This is a genomic window from Pseudomonas sp. GW821-FHT01A09 (assembly GCF_058986725.1).
The window spans coordinates 190,008-208,026 of sequence record NZ_JBYSWB010000007.1; the positions used below are offsets into that span (position 1 = coordinate 190,008).

The following is an 18,019-nucleotide window of genomic DNA, read 5'->3' on the forward strand; positions in this document are numbered from 1 at the left end:
GTTTGATAGTGATTTGCGTTCCGGTTCGCTCGCCGGTCTGCGTCTTACCGCGAGCATTAATCAGGGCATCTGCCACATACGGGATAAAAAAATGAAACTCGGGGATTCGCTAGGAGTTGGCACGTCCGTTCGCGCTGCGAACGGGACGCGTCGTTTGGCAGCGGCAGTATCGACTGCCGTGATGACATTGGCATTGGCGAACGTCGCCTTCGCAAAACCGGTCGATATAGACATTCCGGGGCAATCGCTTGACCAGGCGTTGAAAGCCTTCGGCGAGCAAACCGGATTGCAGGTGATCTATTCGGCCGATCTGATTCGCGGCTCGCGTTCGACCAAGGTGGCAGGGAGTCTGGAGTCGGACGCGGCGTTGCGCACGTTGCTGCAAGGCACGGGTTACCGGTTTCGCATCGAGAACGGCACGGTGATTCTCGACAAAGAGGCGGATGCCGCGGGTGCGATTTCGCTGGAAACGACTACCATCGAAGGCCAGGGCATGGGGGAGATGACCGAGGGCACCGGGTCGTATACCACCGGGGCGGTCAGTGTCGGCTCCAAGACGCCCACCAGCCTGCGCTATACGCCGCAGTCGGTGTCGGTGTTGACGCACCAGTTCATTGAAGACAAGAACATAACGACCTTGCCAGAAGCGTTACGGCGGGCACCGGGCATCACCGTACAGAATTCGACCAGCGACTCCTACGACTACTATTCCCGCGGCTTCAACATCGACAGTATCCAGATCGATGGTGCGTCGCCGATGGCCCTGTCCTCGGTAGCCTCGGCGTTCTATTCCGAGCGCCAGTACAACATGCTCGAGTTCGACCATGTCGAGGTGCTCAGAGGCGCCAACGCGCTGTTCGGCGGTGTCGGCGACCCCGGCGGTACCATCAATCTGGTGCGCAAGCGGGCCTTGCCTGATTTCAAGATGAGCGTCGAGGCGTCGGCAGGGACCTGGGACAACTACCACTCGCAGATAGACGTCACCGGGCCACTGACCGAAAGCAAGAATCTGCGTGGACGCGTCGCGGTGTCCTATACCGACCGTCAGTACTTCACCGACAATCAGGCGACGCAAAAACCGTCGATCTTCGGTGTGCTGGAGGGCGATCTGTCACCGGATACCACGTTGACCATCGGCGGCCTTTACGAACGCAAGCACTCCAATGTGTCGCTGGGCCTGCCGCGCTATACCACCGGCGCCGATATCGGTCTGCCGCGTCATACCAGCCTGGGGCAAAATTGGTCCTATATCGACAACACCTCCCAGGAAATCTACGGCAAACTCGACCATTATTTCGCCAATGGCTGGAAGCTCAACGTCGCCTACACCAACACCCACGACGACAGCGAGTCGTTGGCGGCGGTAACCCTCAATGCGCTCAACCCGGTGACCATGACCGGCCCGACACGCAATGGCAGTTACAACAAATCGTGGAGCGATCAGAACTTGCTGGACACCAACCTGTCCGGCAGCTTCGAGGCCTTCGGTCACCAGCACGACTTTGTGTTCGGTGCGGACTATCAGCGGGTGACCAGCGAATGGCGCGGGTCGGGGGTGCTCTCCAATATTCGTCAGCCGGTCAATGTATTCGACCCTGTCTACTGGGACCCGAACCCTGTCTCCAAGGCCACGCCGCGTGTCTACAGCCCCAACACCCAGGAGCAGTACGGGTTGTATTCGCGGGTAACCTTGCAATTGGCCGACCCGTTCAAGCTGATCCTCGGCGGTCGCCTGGCCCGCTATCACTTCGAGCAGATCTATACCAATGCAGGCGTGGTGCAAAGCAACGTCGACATGCGCGAGCCGACGCGTTTCACCCCTTATGGGGGAGTGGTCTATGACCTCAACGATCAATGGTCGTTGTACGGCAGTTACTCGAAAATCTACAAGCCGCAGCAAAGCTACCTGAAGGGGCCTATCGGCAGCGGCTCGGTGGTCGATCCGATGTTGGGCAAGACCATGGAAGTCGGGATCAAGGGTGAGCTGTTCGACGGTGCCCTCAACACCAGCGCCGCAGTGTTCTATACCAAGCGTGAGAACGGCGCGGTACTGGATGCCAACTACCCCCAGGACGACGTCCTGTTCGGCGGCAGCTGCTGTTACGTGAATCAGGAGCAGGTCATCAGCAAGGGCCTGGAGTTGACCGCCTCCGGCGAGTTGCGCAAAGACTGGATGGTGATGGCCAGCTACGTCTATAACAACAACAAGAACAAGACTGACGGCGCTGCCTTGAGCACTATCACGCCTAAGCACGAAGTCAAACTCTGGACCACGTACCAGTTGCCTCAGCAACTGTCCGATTGGACGATCGGCGGCGGGGTAAGCTTGCAAAGCGCTACGTACGTCAGTGGCACCAGCGTCCGGGTGGACGGTACCGGCGCTGTCGTCGAGCGCAATATCCCCTTCGATTACAGCCAGAGCGGTTATGCCGTTTGGGATGCGTTGGTGAAGTATCGCGTCGACAAGAACTGGACCGTGGCCCTCAACGGCAACAACCTGTTGGATAGAACCTACTATCAAACGGTATCCAGTGCGGCCAATGGCAACTACTACGGCGAGCCTCGCAACTTTGCGCTGACCGTTCGCGGCGAGTTCTAACGCTTGGTGTCTTCAGGCTGGCAGCCGTATGGATGGGCTGCCAGCCTGTCGTGCTGGGCACGTCGCCGTTGCGCAGCCAGCGTTGCACGCTGGTACCCTCGCTAAACTTATCGGCTGGCTATTCGTTTCCACAGGACGATGTCTTTCCTGTGCTCAAGAAACGAGGCTGATAACCATGTCTTCCTGCCCCCTCACCGATGATGACCTGCTGGCCCTGATGCTGGCCGAAGAGCTTGACCCAGCCCCCCTTCAGCACAGCGTTCAAAGGCAACAAGCCCCTGCGTCCTTCTCTCAACAGCGTCTGTGGCTATGGCAGCAGGTCAACCCCAATGGGTCGGCCTATAATCTGCCCCGCGCCTTGCGGTTCAAGGGTGCACTTAGCATCGCGGCGCTGGAAGCCGCCTTGCTGATGGTCGTCGAGCGACACTCGATCCTGCGCACTCGCTTTGTCGAGGTAGAGGGAGTTCTCATCCAGCAAGTGGTGTCGTTGAAGGGGCCTTTGCTGCAGTACCACAACCTCGCCGAAATCACCGAGCAGGCGCGCGAGCGGCAACTCAATGAGTTCATCCAGCGTGAAGCCGATCATGCATTCGATCTGCAACAAGCGCCATTGCTGCGCTGTGTGCTGCTGCGCTTGAAGGCGGATGAGCATGTGCTGTTGCTGAATATGCATCACATCGTTTCGGATGCCTGGTCAAATCCGATCCTGCTGAATGACCTGCTTGCGGCGTACGAGCGCACCACTGGCGGCGACGCTACGCCCTTGCTGCCGTTGCCGGTGCAATATGCCGATTACGCCGACTGGCAGCGCAACGTCTATCCACAAACGAAGCAGTGCCAGCGCGCGGGCGACTATTGGCGTGCTTGCCTGGCAGGTGACATCCCCGCGCTGGAGTTGCCAACGCACAGGCGCCCGGAGGCGGGAGACGACAGGGCCGCAGGGGTGCTTCATCTGCAATTGCCCGCGTCTCTGGTGGCGAGCATCCAGGCGCGATGCGAGGCGCTGGGCCTCACCCCGTTTGTGTTCGTGTTCGGCGCATGGCAATTGTTGCTGGCGCGCTATAGCGGTCAGGACCACTTCGCGGTAGGTGTACCCAACGCCGGTAGAAACCGCGCCGACATCCAGGGGCTGGTGGGCTATTTCGTCAATACCCAGATCTATCCTGTGCATATCGATCCTATGCGCTCAGGCATCGAGTTCCTGCAGGCGCTGCGACGCCATTCGCTCGCGGCACTGGAGCATGCCGAATGGCCTATGGAGTTGCTGGCTGGGCAGGGCCCGGCTGCGAACTCCTGGTTTCAGACGCTGTTCAACTGGCGCACTGGCGATGAGGCGGATGGGACGATGCGCTTGGGAGATATCGAGGTCGAGTTCTTGTCTACCCGTCAGCGTCAGGCGAAGTTCGATCTGTCGGTGGATGTGGACTATCTGACCACCCGGATGAATGCCGTCTTCGAGTACCGCTGCGCCCTGTTCACGCCTGAAGACATCACCAGGCTCGGCCAGTATTGGCTGAACCTGCTGCAATGCCTTGTCGACGAACCCGGCCAGCGTATTGCTTCGTTGCGACTGTTGAGCGAAGACAACCGGCGCGGGCTTTTGAAAGAATGGAACCCCGATCCTGCCGTGTTTGCCCATGACCAGTGCTTGCATCAATTGATTGAAGCCCAGGTCGACAGGGCGCCACAGGCGGTCGCCGTGTCATTTGCCGGGCAGCGCCTGACTTACGGCGAACTGAACACCCGAGCCAATCGTCTGGCGCATAAGCTGCGCGAACTGGGCGTTGGCGCCGAGACGCCGGTGGGGCTTGCCGTGGAGCGCAGCCTCGACATGGTAGTCGCCATTCTGGCGATCTTGAAAGCCGGTGGCGGGTATGTCCCGCTCGACCCGCATTCACCCCCGGAACGTCTCGCCTACATGGCAACGGACAGCGGGATACGGCTGTTGTTGACCCATGCCCATTTGCAGGCGCAGCTGCCTTTCGCCGAGCACATCACCTGCCTGCCCATGATCGCGGACGATACCTGGCTAGCCGATTACAGCAGCGGCAACCCGTCAGTCCTGACCCGGCCCGATAACCTCGCCTATGTGATCTATACCTCCGGGTCGACGGGAAAACCCAAGGGGACCCTGATCCCCCATCACAATGTGACGCGTCTTTTTCAAGCGACTCGCGCCTGTTTCGATTTCAACGAAAACGACGTATGGACGGTGTTTCACTCCTGCGCATTCGATTTTTCCGTCTGGGAATTATTCGGCGCACTGGTGCATGGGGGCAGGGCGGTCATCGTTGCCAAAGACGTCGCACAATCGGCCGACGCGATGTTTTCACTACTGCACCGTGAGCGGGTTACGGTGCTGAACCAGACGCCTACTGCGTTCGCTCAACTCATTCCGGTGCTCTGTGCGCCAAGCGATGCACCCTCCGAGCTGGCGCTGCGTTACGTGGTGTTCGGCGGTGAGGCATTGGATGTCAGTAGGCTCAAACCCTGGTTCGCTCATTTCGGTGATGCCCGACCCCAGTTGGTCAATATGTACGGGATCACGGAAACCACTGTGCATGTGACGTGGCGGCCGCTGAGTCTGCAGGATCTGCAATGCGCCTCGGGCAGCCCGATCGGCCGGGTCATCGCCGATCTTTCGTGGGCCTTGCTCGACAACGATCTCAGCCCCAGTGCGCCCGGCACCGTAGGTGAACTGCATATCGGTGGAGCGGGGCTTGCCCGCGGCTATCACCGGCGACCGGGGCTGACGGCGGAGCGCTTCGTGCCGGATCCTTTCGATCATAGCGAGCAAGGTGGCGCACGACTGTATCGCTCCGGTGATCTGGCCCGTTACGCTGCGGGTAGCGGATTCCAGTACGCCGGGCGTATCGACCATCAGGTGAAGATCCGCGGTTTTCGAATAGAAACCGGCGAGATCGAAGCCAGACTCCTGGAGCATCCTCAGGTCGTACAGGCCGTGGTGCTGGCGATCGATGGGCCGAGCGGCAAGCAGTTGGTGGGCTATCTGGTGGCCGACCCACAGGCTGTCGGCAACCCGGCTTCCCTTGCGGATTTACGCGGTCGTGTGCGCGAGTCCCTCAAGGCGACCTTGCCCGACTACATGGTGCCGACCCACCTCATGTGTATCGATGCCTTGCCGCTGACCGCCAACGGTAAGCTGGATCGCAACGCTCTGCCTGCGCCTGACCAGGGTCAACTGCAAAGTCGTTACGAGGCGCCGATTTCTGACCTGGAACAACAGGTCGCGGCCATCTGGGCCGACGTCCTCAAGATCGAGCGCATCGGGCGCCACGACAACTTCTTCGAGTCCGGAGGGCACTCTCTGCTCGCCGCGCAAGTTGTCTCGAGAATACGCAAGGCCCAGCACAGTGAACTGAGCTTGCGCACCTTGTTCGAGGCGCCGGTACTGGCCGATTTCGTTGCGGCGATCGCACCAGGTGTGGGCAACCATGGATCCTCGCCCACCCAGGCGGATCGATCACAGCCTCTGCCGCTTTCCTATGCCCAGCAACGCCAGTGGTTCTTGTGGCAGCTCGATCCGCAGAGCGCGGCGTACAACATTCCTATGGCCTTGAAGCTACGGGGAGCTCTGGACCACGAAGCCCTGCGCTTGAGTTTCGAGGCACTGATCGCCAGGCATGAAATCCTCAGGACGACGGTATTGCCCACAAATGCCGATCCCGTGCAGGTGATTCATCCGCCGACGCCCTTTGTGCTGGCGGCAGCGTCGATCGATGCCGCGCTCGGCAGTCTGGAGTCCGGCATCGAGCAGTTGGTTCGCACCGAGACGTTGCAGCCGTTCGATCTGGAGCGCGGCCCATTGCTGCGGGTCAAGCTGGTACAGCTCGCGGTGGACGAGCATCTGTTGATCCTGACGTTGCACCATATCGTCACTGACGGTTGGTCGATGCCGATCCTGGTGGACGAACTGCTCGCGTTTTACCAGCATTTTGCCGCAGGCCAGGCGATACGCCTGCCCGCATTGCCTCTGCAGTACGCCGACTTCGCGGTGTGGCAGCGGCACTGGATGGACGCCGGCGAACGGCAGCGACAGTTGGCCTATTGGCGCCATCAACTGGGGGATCGACAGCCGATCCTTGAGTTGCCGCTCGATCGTGTACGGCCCAGCCGTCAGGATCATGCCGGTGCGAGCCTGGAGATCGATCTTGATGAGCCTCTGGCCCAAGGCTTGAAGCAGGTCGCCCGCGAGCAAGGTGTCACGCTGTTCATGCTATTGCTTGCCAGTTTCCAGACGTTGCTGCATCGCTATAGCCGCCAGCAGGACATACGCGTTGGTGTGCCCATCGCCGGTCGCGGACAGCTTGAGACGGAGCGCCTGATAGGCTTTTTCGTCAATACCCAGGTGTTCAAGGCCGAGTTCGATGGGCAGATGACCTTCAATGAGTTGCTGCAGCAGGTTCGCCATACCGCATTGGCCGCGCAGGCCCATCAGGATCTGCCGTTCGAACAACTGGTCGATGCCCTGCAACCGCAGCGTAGCCTCAGTCACAGGCCGTTGTTCCAGGTGATGTTCAATCATCAGGTTCAAGCCTCGGTCGCTCGACGCGAAGTCGCTGGGCTGACGCTCGAAGGCCTGACCTGGGAGCGCGAGGTCGCGCAGTTCGACCTGACCCTCAATACCTTCGAGCATGCGCAGGGCATTGGCGCCTCCATGCGCTACTCCACGGCGTTGTTCGATCGCGAGAGCATCGAATCGATGGCCGCGCACTGGACCGAGCTTCTGAGGGGCGTGGTGGCCGATTCTCGGCAACGCATTGGCGATTTGGCCCTGCTCGGGCCCGCTGACCGCGAGCGCGTCGTCACTGACTGGAATCGTACTCAGGCGTCTTTTCCGCAGGAGCGGAGCTTGCAGTCGTTGATTGAGCGGCAGGTCGCTGCGACCCCTCAGGCCACGGCTGTGGTGTTTGGAGGTCACGCACTGACTTATCGGCAGCTCAACCAGCGCGCCAACCAGCTGGCCCACAAGCTGCGTGAGTGCGGTGTGGGGCCTGATGTGCTGGTGGGCGTCGCCGCCGAACGCAGCGTGGAAATGGTGGTGGCGTTGCTGGGCATCCTCAAGGCCGGTGGCGCCTACGTCCCATTGGACCCTGAGTATCCAGCCGCGCGGCTGACGTACATGATCGAAGACAGCAGCATCCGCTTGTTGCTCACGCAAGCGCATCTGCTCAAGGCGCTGCCTGTGCCTGGTACCTTGCAGTGCTTGATCCTGCAACCAGAGGGCGCAGATCTGGCGAGCTACAGCGCTGACAATCCGTGCGTTCTCACCCAGCCGAACAACCTTGCCTATGTGATCTATACATCAGGCTCCACCGGCCGCCCCAAAGGCGCGGGCAATAGTCATCTGGCCTTGGTCAATCGCCTGTGGTGGATGCAGCGCGCTTACGCGCTCGATGCCAGCGACGTGGTCTTGCAGAAGACACCGTTCAGTTTTGACGTCTCGGTGTGGGAGTTTTTCTGGCCGTTGCTCACCGGTGCTCGCCTGGTGGTGGCGCAGCCGGGCGATCATCGCGACCCGCAGCGGTTGGTCGAAACCATCAGGCAACATGACGTGACGACCCTGCATTTCGTGCCCTCCATGTTGCAGGCCTGGCTGAGCAGTGCCGCCGTGGAGCAGTGCGGCAGCCTGCAACGTTTGATCTGCAGCGGTGAGGCGCTGGCGGCCGATCTTGCCCAGCAGGCCCAGGAACGTTTGCCGCAGGCAAGGTTGTACAACCTCTATGGCCCTACCGAAGCGGCCATCGATGTGACCCACTGGACCTGCTTGCCGGGCGTGCAGAACGGCGTGCCGATCGGACGACCTATCGATAACCTCAAGACCCACATCCTCGATGACGGCATGCAGCCAATGGTGCCTCGCGCCAGCGGCGAACTGTATCTGGGCGGCATCGGCCTGGCGCGCGGTTATCACCAGCGCCCGGCGTTGACGGCGGAGCGCTTTGTGCCGGACCCCCATGATGTCTCCGAGCAGGGCGGCGGCCGCTTGTACCGCACCGGCGATCTGGCCCGTTACCGTGCCGATGGGGTGATCGAGTATCAGGGGCGTATCGACCACCAGGTGAAGATCCGCGGGCTGCGTATCGAGCTGGGTGAAATCGAAGCGCGGTTGCAGGAGCACGCCAGCGTGCGCGAGGCGGTGGTCGTCGATGTCCAGAGCGCCGCTGGCACACAACTGGCCGCCTATCTGGTCAGCGATGGCGCGCCAGGGGCCGAGCCCGCGCGACTGGCCGGATTGCGCGACGCTCTGCGTGGGCATCTGAAGGCGCAGCTGCCTGACTACATGGTGCCGGTACATATGATTTTCCTGGACGGCCTGCCGCTCAGCCCGAATGGCAAGCTGGATCGCAAGGCCCTGCCGGCACCGGATTCTAGCCAGCTGCAGAAGGCCTACACAGCGCCGCAGAGCGATCTGGAGCAGCAAGTGGCGGCTATTTGGGCCGAGGTGCTGAGCGTCGAGCCTATCGGTCGTCATGACGACTTCTTCGAATCCGGCGGTCACTCGCTTCTCGCCACCCAGGCGATCGCTCGCTGCCGACAGGTGACGGGAGTCGATGTCAGTCTGCGTGACCTCTTCGAACAGCCGACGCTGGCGGATTTCGTGGCGCGTGTCGATACGCGCCGCAGTGAGCTCGATCCGTTGCAAACGGATTTGGCTAAATCGCTGGAGGCCCTCAAACGTTTAACCATGGAAGAAATCGATGACCTGATTTCATAGGAGATAAGCCAGTGCAAGCGTTGCTCGACTCGGTAAGTTCGTTGACTCCCAGAGAGCGCAAGGCTCTGGCTGTTCTGCTCAAGCGTCAAGGCGTGAACCTCTACGAGGTGGCACCGATCTTTGCGCGGGACCCGCAACAGCCTTTGGTGCTGTCGTATGCCCAGCAGCGCCAGTGGTTTCTCTGGGAGTTGGACCCCGAGAGCAATGCCTATCACATTCCCGTGGCGCTCAAGCTCAAGGGCGCCCTGGATGTCGACGCGTTGCGGGCCGGTTTTGCCAGCCTCATCGCGCGCCATGAAACCCTGCGTACCACCTTCGAAATGCATGGGGACCAGCCTTTGCAAGTCATCCACGCGTCGCAGCCGCCGCTACTGAGGGCAGAGCCGCTGGTGCTGCCGGAGGGCGAGGCTGGGCAGGCCCTGCTAAAGGCGTTGATCGACGCCGAAACCCGCCAGCCCTTCGACTTGCAGCAGGGGCCGCTGCTGCGGGTGAAGTTATGGTGCGTGGCCGAGGAGGAGCATGTACTGGTGCTGACCCTGCACCACATCGTCACGGATGGTTGGTCGATACCGATCATGGTGGACGAGCTGGTCCAGCTGTACGAAGGGCATCGCCTCGGGCAGCCGGTGGTGCTGGCACCTATGGCGATCCAGTACGCCGATTATGCGCAATGGCAACGACAATGGATGGAAGCCGGGGAGCAGGAGCGCCAGCTGGCCTACTGGAAGTCGCAGCTGGGCGAAGAGCAGCCCGTGCTGGCCTTGCCGAACGATCGCCCGGCAGGCGTCGAGCAGGATCATCGCGGTGGGCGCGTGGAGATGAATCTCGACATCGAGCTGGCGCGCTCTCTGAGGCAGTTGGCACAGCAACAGGGCGCGACCTTGTTCATGGTATTGCTGGCCAGCTTTCAGACCCTCTTGCATCGCTATTGCGGCCAGCAGGATATCCGCGTCGGCGTACCCATCGCCAATCGCACGCGGCTTGAAACCCAGGGCCTGATCGGCTTTTTCGTCAATACTCAGGTGCTCAAGGCGCAGTTCGAGCTGCACACGACCTTCAGCGGCTTGTTGCAGGACATCAAGCGCACGGTCGTCGATGCGCAGAGCCATCAGGACTTGCCGTTCGAGCAGTTGGTCGAGGCGCTGCAGCCAGAGCGCAGTCTGAGCCATAACCCGCTGTTCCAGGTCATGTACAACCACCAGACCGAGGCCACGGGGCAGAGTCGCCGTTTACCCGAATTGAGCGTCGAAAGCCTGGGCTGGAACAGCGCCTCGGTGCATTTCGACCTGAGCCTCGATACCCATGAGCGCAATGAGCAGGTCGGCGCGACCTTGAGCTACGCCTCGGCACTGTTCAATCGCCAGACCATCGAGCGCATGGCCGCGCATTGGCGCCAGTTGCTCGCCAGCATCGTCGCGCAACCCCATCGGCGTATCGCCGAGCTGACACTGTTGAGCGATGAGCAACGGCGCCAGATGGTCTGTCACTGGAACCTCGAGCCTGGGCCGTCTGCAGAGCCTCCCTGCGTGCACCTGCAGATCGAAACTCGGGCCGCCAGCACGCCGCACGCCACCGCACTGGTATTTGACGAGCAGTTCCTGACCTACGAGCAGCTGAATCGGCGTGCCAATCAGCTCGCGCACAAGCTGCGCGAGCTGGGTGTGGGGCCAGACGTGTTGGTGGGCATCGCGATGGATCGCTCGCTGGACCTGGTGATCGGCCTGCTGGCGATTCTGAAGGCCGGTGGCGCTTACGTGCCGCTCGATCCTCAATATCCCCAGGAACGCTTGGCGTATATGGCTGAGGACAGCGGGCTGGTTTGGGTGCTGACGCAGACGTCACTGCTCACTGAACTGCGCTTGCTCGACGGATTGCATACGCTCTGCCTGGATCAGGAAGCTGATTGGCTCGATGCCTACAGTGCCGCCAACCCGGTCAATCTCACCGTCGCGGACAACCTCGCCTATGTGATTTACACCTCTGGCTCCACCGGCAAGCCCAAGGGCGTGGCCATGGCGCACCGGGAGCTGGCGATGTTCTGCGGCGTGGCGGCGCGTTATTCGCAGCTGTCTGCCAGTGACCGGGTGTTGCAGTTCGCCACGGTCAGTTTCGATGGCTTCGTCGAGCAACTGTACCCGGCGCTGTGCTGCGGTGCGCAAGTCATCATGCGCGGCAATGGCTTGTGGGATATCGCCACGCTCAAGTCTGCGATCGGTCGGTATGGCGTTACGGTGGCTGACCTGCCGACCGCCTATTGGCGGATGCTGGCGACCGACACTGGGGGGGCGAGCGCTTGCCCGACTTTGCGTCAGGTCCATGTGGGCGGCGAAGCCATGCCCAGTGACGTGCTCGATGACTGGGCCAGGTCAGGTCTGCAAGGGGCGCGATTGCTGAACACCTATGGCCCTACGGAAGCCACGGTGGTGACGACGGTGTATGACTGCGCGGCCATCGGCAGCAAGCCTGCGCACAACAGCGGTCAGCGGACGCCCTCGATCGTCCCCATCGGCAGGCCGTTGCAGGGACGCACGGTCTACCTCTGTGATGCTGACCTGGCGATCGCCCCGGCCGGGGCCGTCAACGAATTGCTGATCGGCGGACCGGCATGTCTCGCGCGCGGCTACTTGAATCGGCCCGGGTTGACCGCCGAACGCTTCATTCCCGATCCCTATGGAGCGCCAGGTGGGCGCTTGTACCGTAGCGGTGACCTGGCGCGCTTCGCCGATGACGGCGTCATCGAGTACGTCGGGCGCATCGACCATCAGGTCAAGATTCGCGGCTTCCGTATCGAGTTGGAGGAGATCCAGGCTCGCCTGCAGGAACACCCGGCCGTCGGCGCCGCTGTGGTGATTGACGTGGAGGGTGCCAACGGCAAGCAGTTGGCGGCGTACCTGGTCGTCGAGGCCGCGGCGGCGGACGATTTCGCAGACACCATCGCCTTGCGCGGGGCGCTGCGCGAGTACCTGGGAACCGTATTGCCGGACTACATGGTGCCGGCGCATCTGCTGTTCATCGACGCGCTGCCGTTGACGCCCAACGGCAAGCTGGACCGCAAAGCCTTGCCGGTGCCTGACGCCAGCCTGGCACGCCAGCACCCGGTGGCCCCCGGCACTGTGCTGGAGCAGCGGATCACCGCGATCTGGGCGGCGGTACTCAAGGTCGAACACATCGGCACGACGGACAATTTCTTCGAACTGGGGGGCGACTCGATCGCGTCGATTCAGGTCGTCAGTCGCGCGCGCCAGGCGGGCATCGTCTTCACCCCCAAGGAGTTGTTCCAGCAGCAGACGGTTCAGGGGCTCGCCCGGGTGGCCCGGCTCAGCGAAAGCAGCGCTATCGAGCAGGGCGCCGTTACGGGGGAGTTGCCGCTCACCGCCATCGCGCGCGAGTTTTTCGCCACGGATATTCCCGCGCGTCACCACTGGAATCAGTCGGTACTGCTGCACGTTGGCCAAGGGCTGCAGCCGCAGCAGGTGGAAAGGGCGCTGCACGCCCTGCTGATGCACCATGATGCGTTGCGCTTGAGCTTCGTCAATCAGGCCGGGCACTGGTTTGCGCATCATGCCGACCCAGCCTCGTCGCCTATGGATCCAGCGCTGCTATGGACCCGCCAGGCCGCCAGCAGCGAAGAATTGACTGCCTTGTGTCAGGCCGCTCAGGAGAGCCTGGTGCTGGAGCGCGGTCAACTGCTGCGCGCGCTCTGGGTCGATATGTTCGATGGCAGTCAGCGGTTGCTGCTGGTGATTCATCATCTTGTGGTGGATGGCATTTCGTGGAGGATCCTGCTGGAGGACCTGGAGCGGGCCTGTCGGGCGCAGATGCAGGGCCGTCGAATTGCGTTGCCGAGCAAGAGCAGTTCGTTTCAGGCTTGGTCTCAGCGCGTGCAGGAGTACGCCATGGGGGCGTACTTGCAGCAACAGCTGGGCTGGTGGCAACGGCAGTTGGCTGAGGCCAGCGACGCCTTGCCGTGCATGAATCCACACGGCGGGCGCCAAGGCCGGCAGGCCGCCACCGTCAGCACAAGGTTATCGGCCGCCGACACCGAGCGCCTGCTGCACGCGGCGCCCAGTGCCTACCGCACCCAGATCAACGACTTGCTGCTCACGGCGCTGGCGCGGGTGATCTGCCGCTGGAGCGGCGCCGACAGCACCTTGATCCGGCTTGAGGGACACGGTCGTGAAGACCTTTTCGACGACCTGGATATCACCCGGACGCTGGGATGGTTTACCAGCACTTTCCCGGTAAGACTGACCCCGCAGGCCGATCTTGCGGGGTCGATAAAGTCGGTCAAGGAGCAACTGCGTGCCGTGCCGGACAAGGGTATCGGCTACGGCATCCTGCGTTATCTGGGCAGTACCGAGGCCCAGGCGAGCCTGGCCGCTCTGCCACAGGGCGAAATCGTCTTCAATTACCTCGGTCAGTTCGATCACAGCTTCGAGGCCGCCGATGGCTTGCTGCATCCCTCAGCGGAAGATTCGGGCAGGGGCCGCAGCGACGACGCGCCTCTCGACGCGCTGATCAGTATCAATGGCCAGGTCTATGGCGGGGAGTTGGTACTGAGTTGGACGTTCAGTCGTGAAGTGTTCGCAGAGGATACCCTGCAGGCGCTGGCGGATGCCTTCGCCAGTGAGCTCAAGGCATTGATCGATCATTGCCTGGATGAACGAGCGGCGGGGGTGACACCCTCCGACTTCCCGCTGGCCGGCCTGAATCAGCAGCAGCTCGACAGCCTGCCCGTGGCGGCGAGCGATATCGTCGATGTCTACCCCTTGTCGCCGATGCAGCAGGGCATGCTGTTCCACAGTCTGGAGGATGCATCGGGCCTTTACATCAATCAGACCAGCGTGCCGATCCGCGGCCTGGACGTGGAGCGCTTTGTGGCCGTCTGGGAGCAGGTGGTCCGCGACCATGACATTCTGCGTACCAGCTTCCACAGCGGCGGTGTGCTGAGTGAGCCGATCCAGTTGGTTCATCGTCGGGTCGAGCTGGATATCGCCAGACTCGACTGGCGCGGCCGCAGCGATACGGCTCGTCAGCTTGCAGCGCTGATCGAGGCCGATAGCTGCAAGGGCTTCGACCTGACACGGGCACCGTTGATGCGCCTGACGCTGGTGCAACTGGACGACGACCACCAGCATCTGATCTGGACCAGCCACCATGTCCTGCTCGATGGCTGGAGCAACTCACAGCTGCTCGGCGAGGTGCTGGCCCGCTATGCGGGGCAGGAAATAGCGCCCACCGCCCATCGTTACCGCGACTACATCGCCTGGCTGCAGCGCCAGGACAATGCCCTAAGCGAGCATTTCTGGCGCTCGAAGCTGGTGGGGTTGCAGGATGTCACGCTGCTTGCCGATTGCCTGGTCAAACCCGCACCGGATCTGCCGGGGCATGCGGCCCTTTATCTGCAGTGGGATGCTGCGCGAACGGCAGCGTTGCGGCGCAGCGCCCAGCAGGTCCGGGTGACCCCCAACACGCTGATACAGGCGGCCTGGCTACTGCTGTTGCAACGCTATACCGGTCAGGATGTGGTCTGCTTCGGGGCTACCGTAGCGGGTCGGCCGGCCGATCTGGCGGGCGCTGACAGCATGCTCGGGTTGTTCATCAACACCGTTGCGATCATCCAGGCTCCGCTGCCGCAGCAGGCGATCGGCCCTTGGTTGCGGGCGTTGCAGAACTACAATCTGGAGGCCCGTGATCATGAGCACACTTCGCTGGCCGACGTGCAGCGCTGGAGCGGGCGCAGCGGCCAGGCGTTGTTCGACAGCATCATCGTCTTTGAAAACTACCCGGTCGACGAGCGTCTGCAGCAAGACGCCCAGGGCGGGGTGACCTTCGGTAAAACCGCCAGCCGCGATGTGACCAACTATGCCATGGACCTGGCCGTGCACCTGGATGACACCTTGCGTATCGAGTTTCTCTACCTGCGCAACCGTTTTACCGAACAGGCCACCGCGCAGATCATGGCCTCGTTCGAGGTGCTGCTGCAGGGCCTGCTGGACCACCCAGGGGCGTGTATCGGTGCGCTTGATCTGGTCCCCGAGCCACCGCTGGCGATGGTCGAGCGCGAGGCCGTTCAGCCGTTGCTGATCGATCTCATCGCCGCCCAGGCTTGCCTGCGCCCGCATGCCGTTGCCGTGCAGTGCGCCGGCCAGCAGCTTGACTATGGGCAGCTTGAACAACGTGCCAACCGGCTGGCCTGGCGGCTGCTCGCTCAGGGCGTGAAGCCGGAGGCCCGAATCGGTGTGGCGTTGCCTCGCTCGGTCGATACCTTGGTGGCCTTTTATGCAGTGCTCAAGACTGGCGCCGCCTACGTGCCTCTGGATATCGACTATCCGCGTGAGCGACTGGCATGGATCATCGACGACGCCCAAGTGTCGGTACTCCTGACCCACAGTGACGTGCGCACTCAGTTGCCCGCAGTCGCTGTCGAGTACCTGAACCTGGATGAGCTTGAATATCTAACCGGCGTCGGCGACAGCGATTGCCCGGTGGTCGGGATCAGTCCCGACAACCTCGCCTACCTGATCTACACCTCGGGCTCTTCCGGGCAGCCCAAGGGCGTTGCCGTCAGTCATGGCCCCCTTGCCATGCATTGCCGCGCGATCGTCGAGCGCTATGAGATGGACAGCGACACCCGCGAGCTGCATTTCATGTCGTTCGCCTTCGACGGTGCCCAGGAGCGCTGGCTATCGACGCTGATCAGAGGCGGCCAGTTGGTGATGCGCGATCATCATCTGTGGACGCCCGAGCAGACCTTCCAGGCGCTGCTCGACCACGACATCAGCATCGCCTGCTTCCCCCCGGCTTACCTGCAGCAATTGGCCGAATACGCCCAGACCCAACCGCTGATCCCGCCAGTCGGAATCTACTGCTTTGGCGGCGATGCGGTGGCTCGAAGCACCTTCGAATTGGTCAAGCGTGTGCTCCGACCGCGCTATCTCACTAATGGTTATGGCCCCACCGAAACGGTGGTGACGCCGTTGTTATGGAAGGCTGACGTTGAGCAGGGCTGTGGCGCGGCGATTGCGCCTATCGGTACGGCGGTAGGCGAGCGCACCTTGTATGTGCTCGATGCGCAGTTCAACCGCTTGCCCGATGGGGTACCGGGTGAGCTGTTCATCGGCGGCACCGGTATGGCCCGTGGATACCACGGGCGCCCCGGCCTCAGCGCAGAGCGTTTTGTCGCCGATCCTTTTTCCCGAGGCGGGCGGTTGTATCGCACGGGCGATCTGGTAAGGCGCCGACCCGACGGCATTTATGATTATTTGGGGCGACTGGACAACCAAGTGAAAATACGCGGCTTTCGCATCGAATTGGGCGAGATCGAGGCGTGCCTGCGTCGCGAAGCCGAGGTGCGGGACGCGGTGGTCGCGGTGTGGGGCGAGGAGGGCGACAAGCGCCTGATCGGCTATGTCGTCTGCCATGGCGACGCAGCGGATCAACCAGCCAAGCTGCGCGACAGGCTCAAGGCCGTGTTGCCCGAGCACATGGTGCCGACCCGGATCATGGTCGTGGAGCGCTTTGCGCTTAGCCCTAACGGCAAGCTGGATCGCCGCGCGTTGCCCGAACCGGACCTGCAAGGCAGCCACCTTGCCTATGTGGCCCCGCGTAACCCGTTGGAGCAGCAGCTCGCGCGGATCTGGGCCGAAGTGCTGGGGCTGGAACAGGTAGGGGTGACCGACAATTTCTTCGAGCTGGGCGGCGATTCCTTACGCAGTCTCAAGGTGGTGTCAAAGGTGCGCGGCCTGCGCCTGGAAGGCTTCGAACTGAAGCTGCGCGATTTGATGACGCGGCCAACGATCGCCGAGCTGTCCGGGTACGGCGCGGTGAATGAAACCCTCGATCCGCTGCTGCTGCTCAACCGCAAGGTGACCGATGTGGCACCGTTGTTCTGTATTCATGCGGGCTTCGGCACCGTGTTCGACTATGAGCCGCTGGCCCGTCAGCTCGAGGGCCAGCGCAGCGTCTATGGCCTGCAGTGCCGGATGCTGCTGGACCCGCATTGGGACGATGAGTCGCTGTCGGCGATGGCTATCGACTATGCGCAATACCTGCGGCAAAAGCAGCCGAATGGCCCTTATCACCTTTTGGGCTGGTCGCTGGGCGGCGCCTTGGCGGCACTGGTGGCCCAGGAGCTGGAGCGGCAGGGTGAAACCGTGGCATCGCTGCAGCTGGTGGACAGCTTCATTCCTGAGCCCGTGCAGGGCGAGGCCTTATCGGCAAGCGGCTGGCAGGAAGACCTGCGCTCGTTCCTCAGGGTGGTGCTGCCAGATTCTCCAGCTCAGTTACCTTGGCACTTGCTCGACCTGAGCGGCGAGCTGGATGGCCCGCAACTGGTTGCGTTTATCCAGGCGATAAAAGCGCAGTCACAGGCGTTGCCATTCGGCAGTTTGCAACAGCTTGAGGCCGATGAGCTGGCGCGTGGATTCCTGGTCGCGATGCGCCTCAAAGCCATCGCTCACCAACCGCTGACCCTCCAGCCTGTGCGGGTGCCGGTCAAGCTGTATTGGGCGGTGGGGGGAGATCAAGTCATACAGACGCGGTTTGCCCAACGCTTGAGCGAGCAGAGCGAGCGCGCGGAGTTTGCCTCGGGACACTTCGACATGCTTGCCAATCAGGCGCTGCTACAAGCGGCGTCCCAGGCCCTGCATCAAGCATCATTACTGCCCAACTGAAGGGCA

The 18,019-nt window shown here is 62.1% G+C and carries 3 protein-coding genes; all 3 read left to right on the plus strand.

The window, feature by feature from the left end; all coding sequences use genetic code 11:
• Positions 1-181 precede the first annotated feature (181 nt).
• The 3 genes from AC3WJP_RS11120 (at position 182) to AC3WJP_RS11130 (ending at position 18,013) form a co-directional block, all read left to right on the plus strand.
• Positions 182-2,599, plus strand: a complete 2,418-nt coding sequence (locus tag AC3WJP_RS11120; RefSeq protein WP_493721316.1) for a TonB-dependent siderophore receptor — start codon at positions 182-184, stop codon at positions 2,597-2,599.
• Between the two features lie 175 nt (positions 2,600-2,774).
• Positions 2,775-9,338, plus strand: a complete 6,564-nt coding sequence (locus AC3WJP_RS11125) for an amino acid adenylation domain-containing protein (protein ID WP_493735671.1) — start codon at positions 2,775-2,777, stop codon at positions 9,336-9,338.
• Positions 9,339-9,349: 11 nt separating this feature from the next.
• Positions 9,350-18,013, plus strand: coding sequence for an amino acid adenylation domain-containing protein (locus AC3WJP_RS11130; protein ID WP_493721317.1), 8,664 nt, complete (start codon positions 9,350-9,352; stop codon positions 18,011-18,013).
• Positions 18,014-18,019: the final 6 nt, after the last annotated feature.

Bases quoted from the DNA above. Each gene is read 5' to 3' on its own strand.
- AC3WJP_RS11125 (WP_493735671.1), top strand. From the start codon at position 2,775: ATGTCTTCCTGCCCCCTCACCGATGATGACCTGCTGGCCCTGATGCTG.
- AC3WJP_RS11120 (WP_493721316.1), top strand. From the start codon at position 182: ATGACATTGGCATTGGCGAACGTCGCCTTCGCAAAACCGGTCGATATA.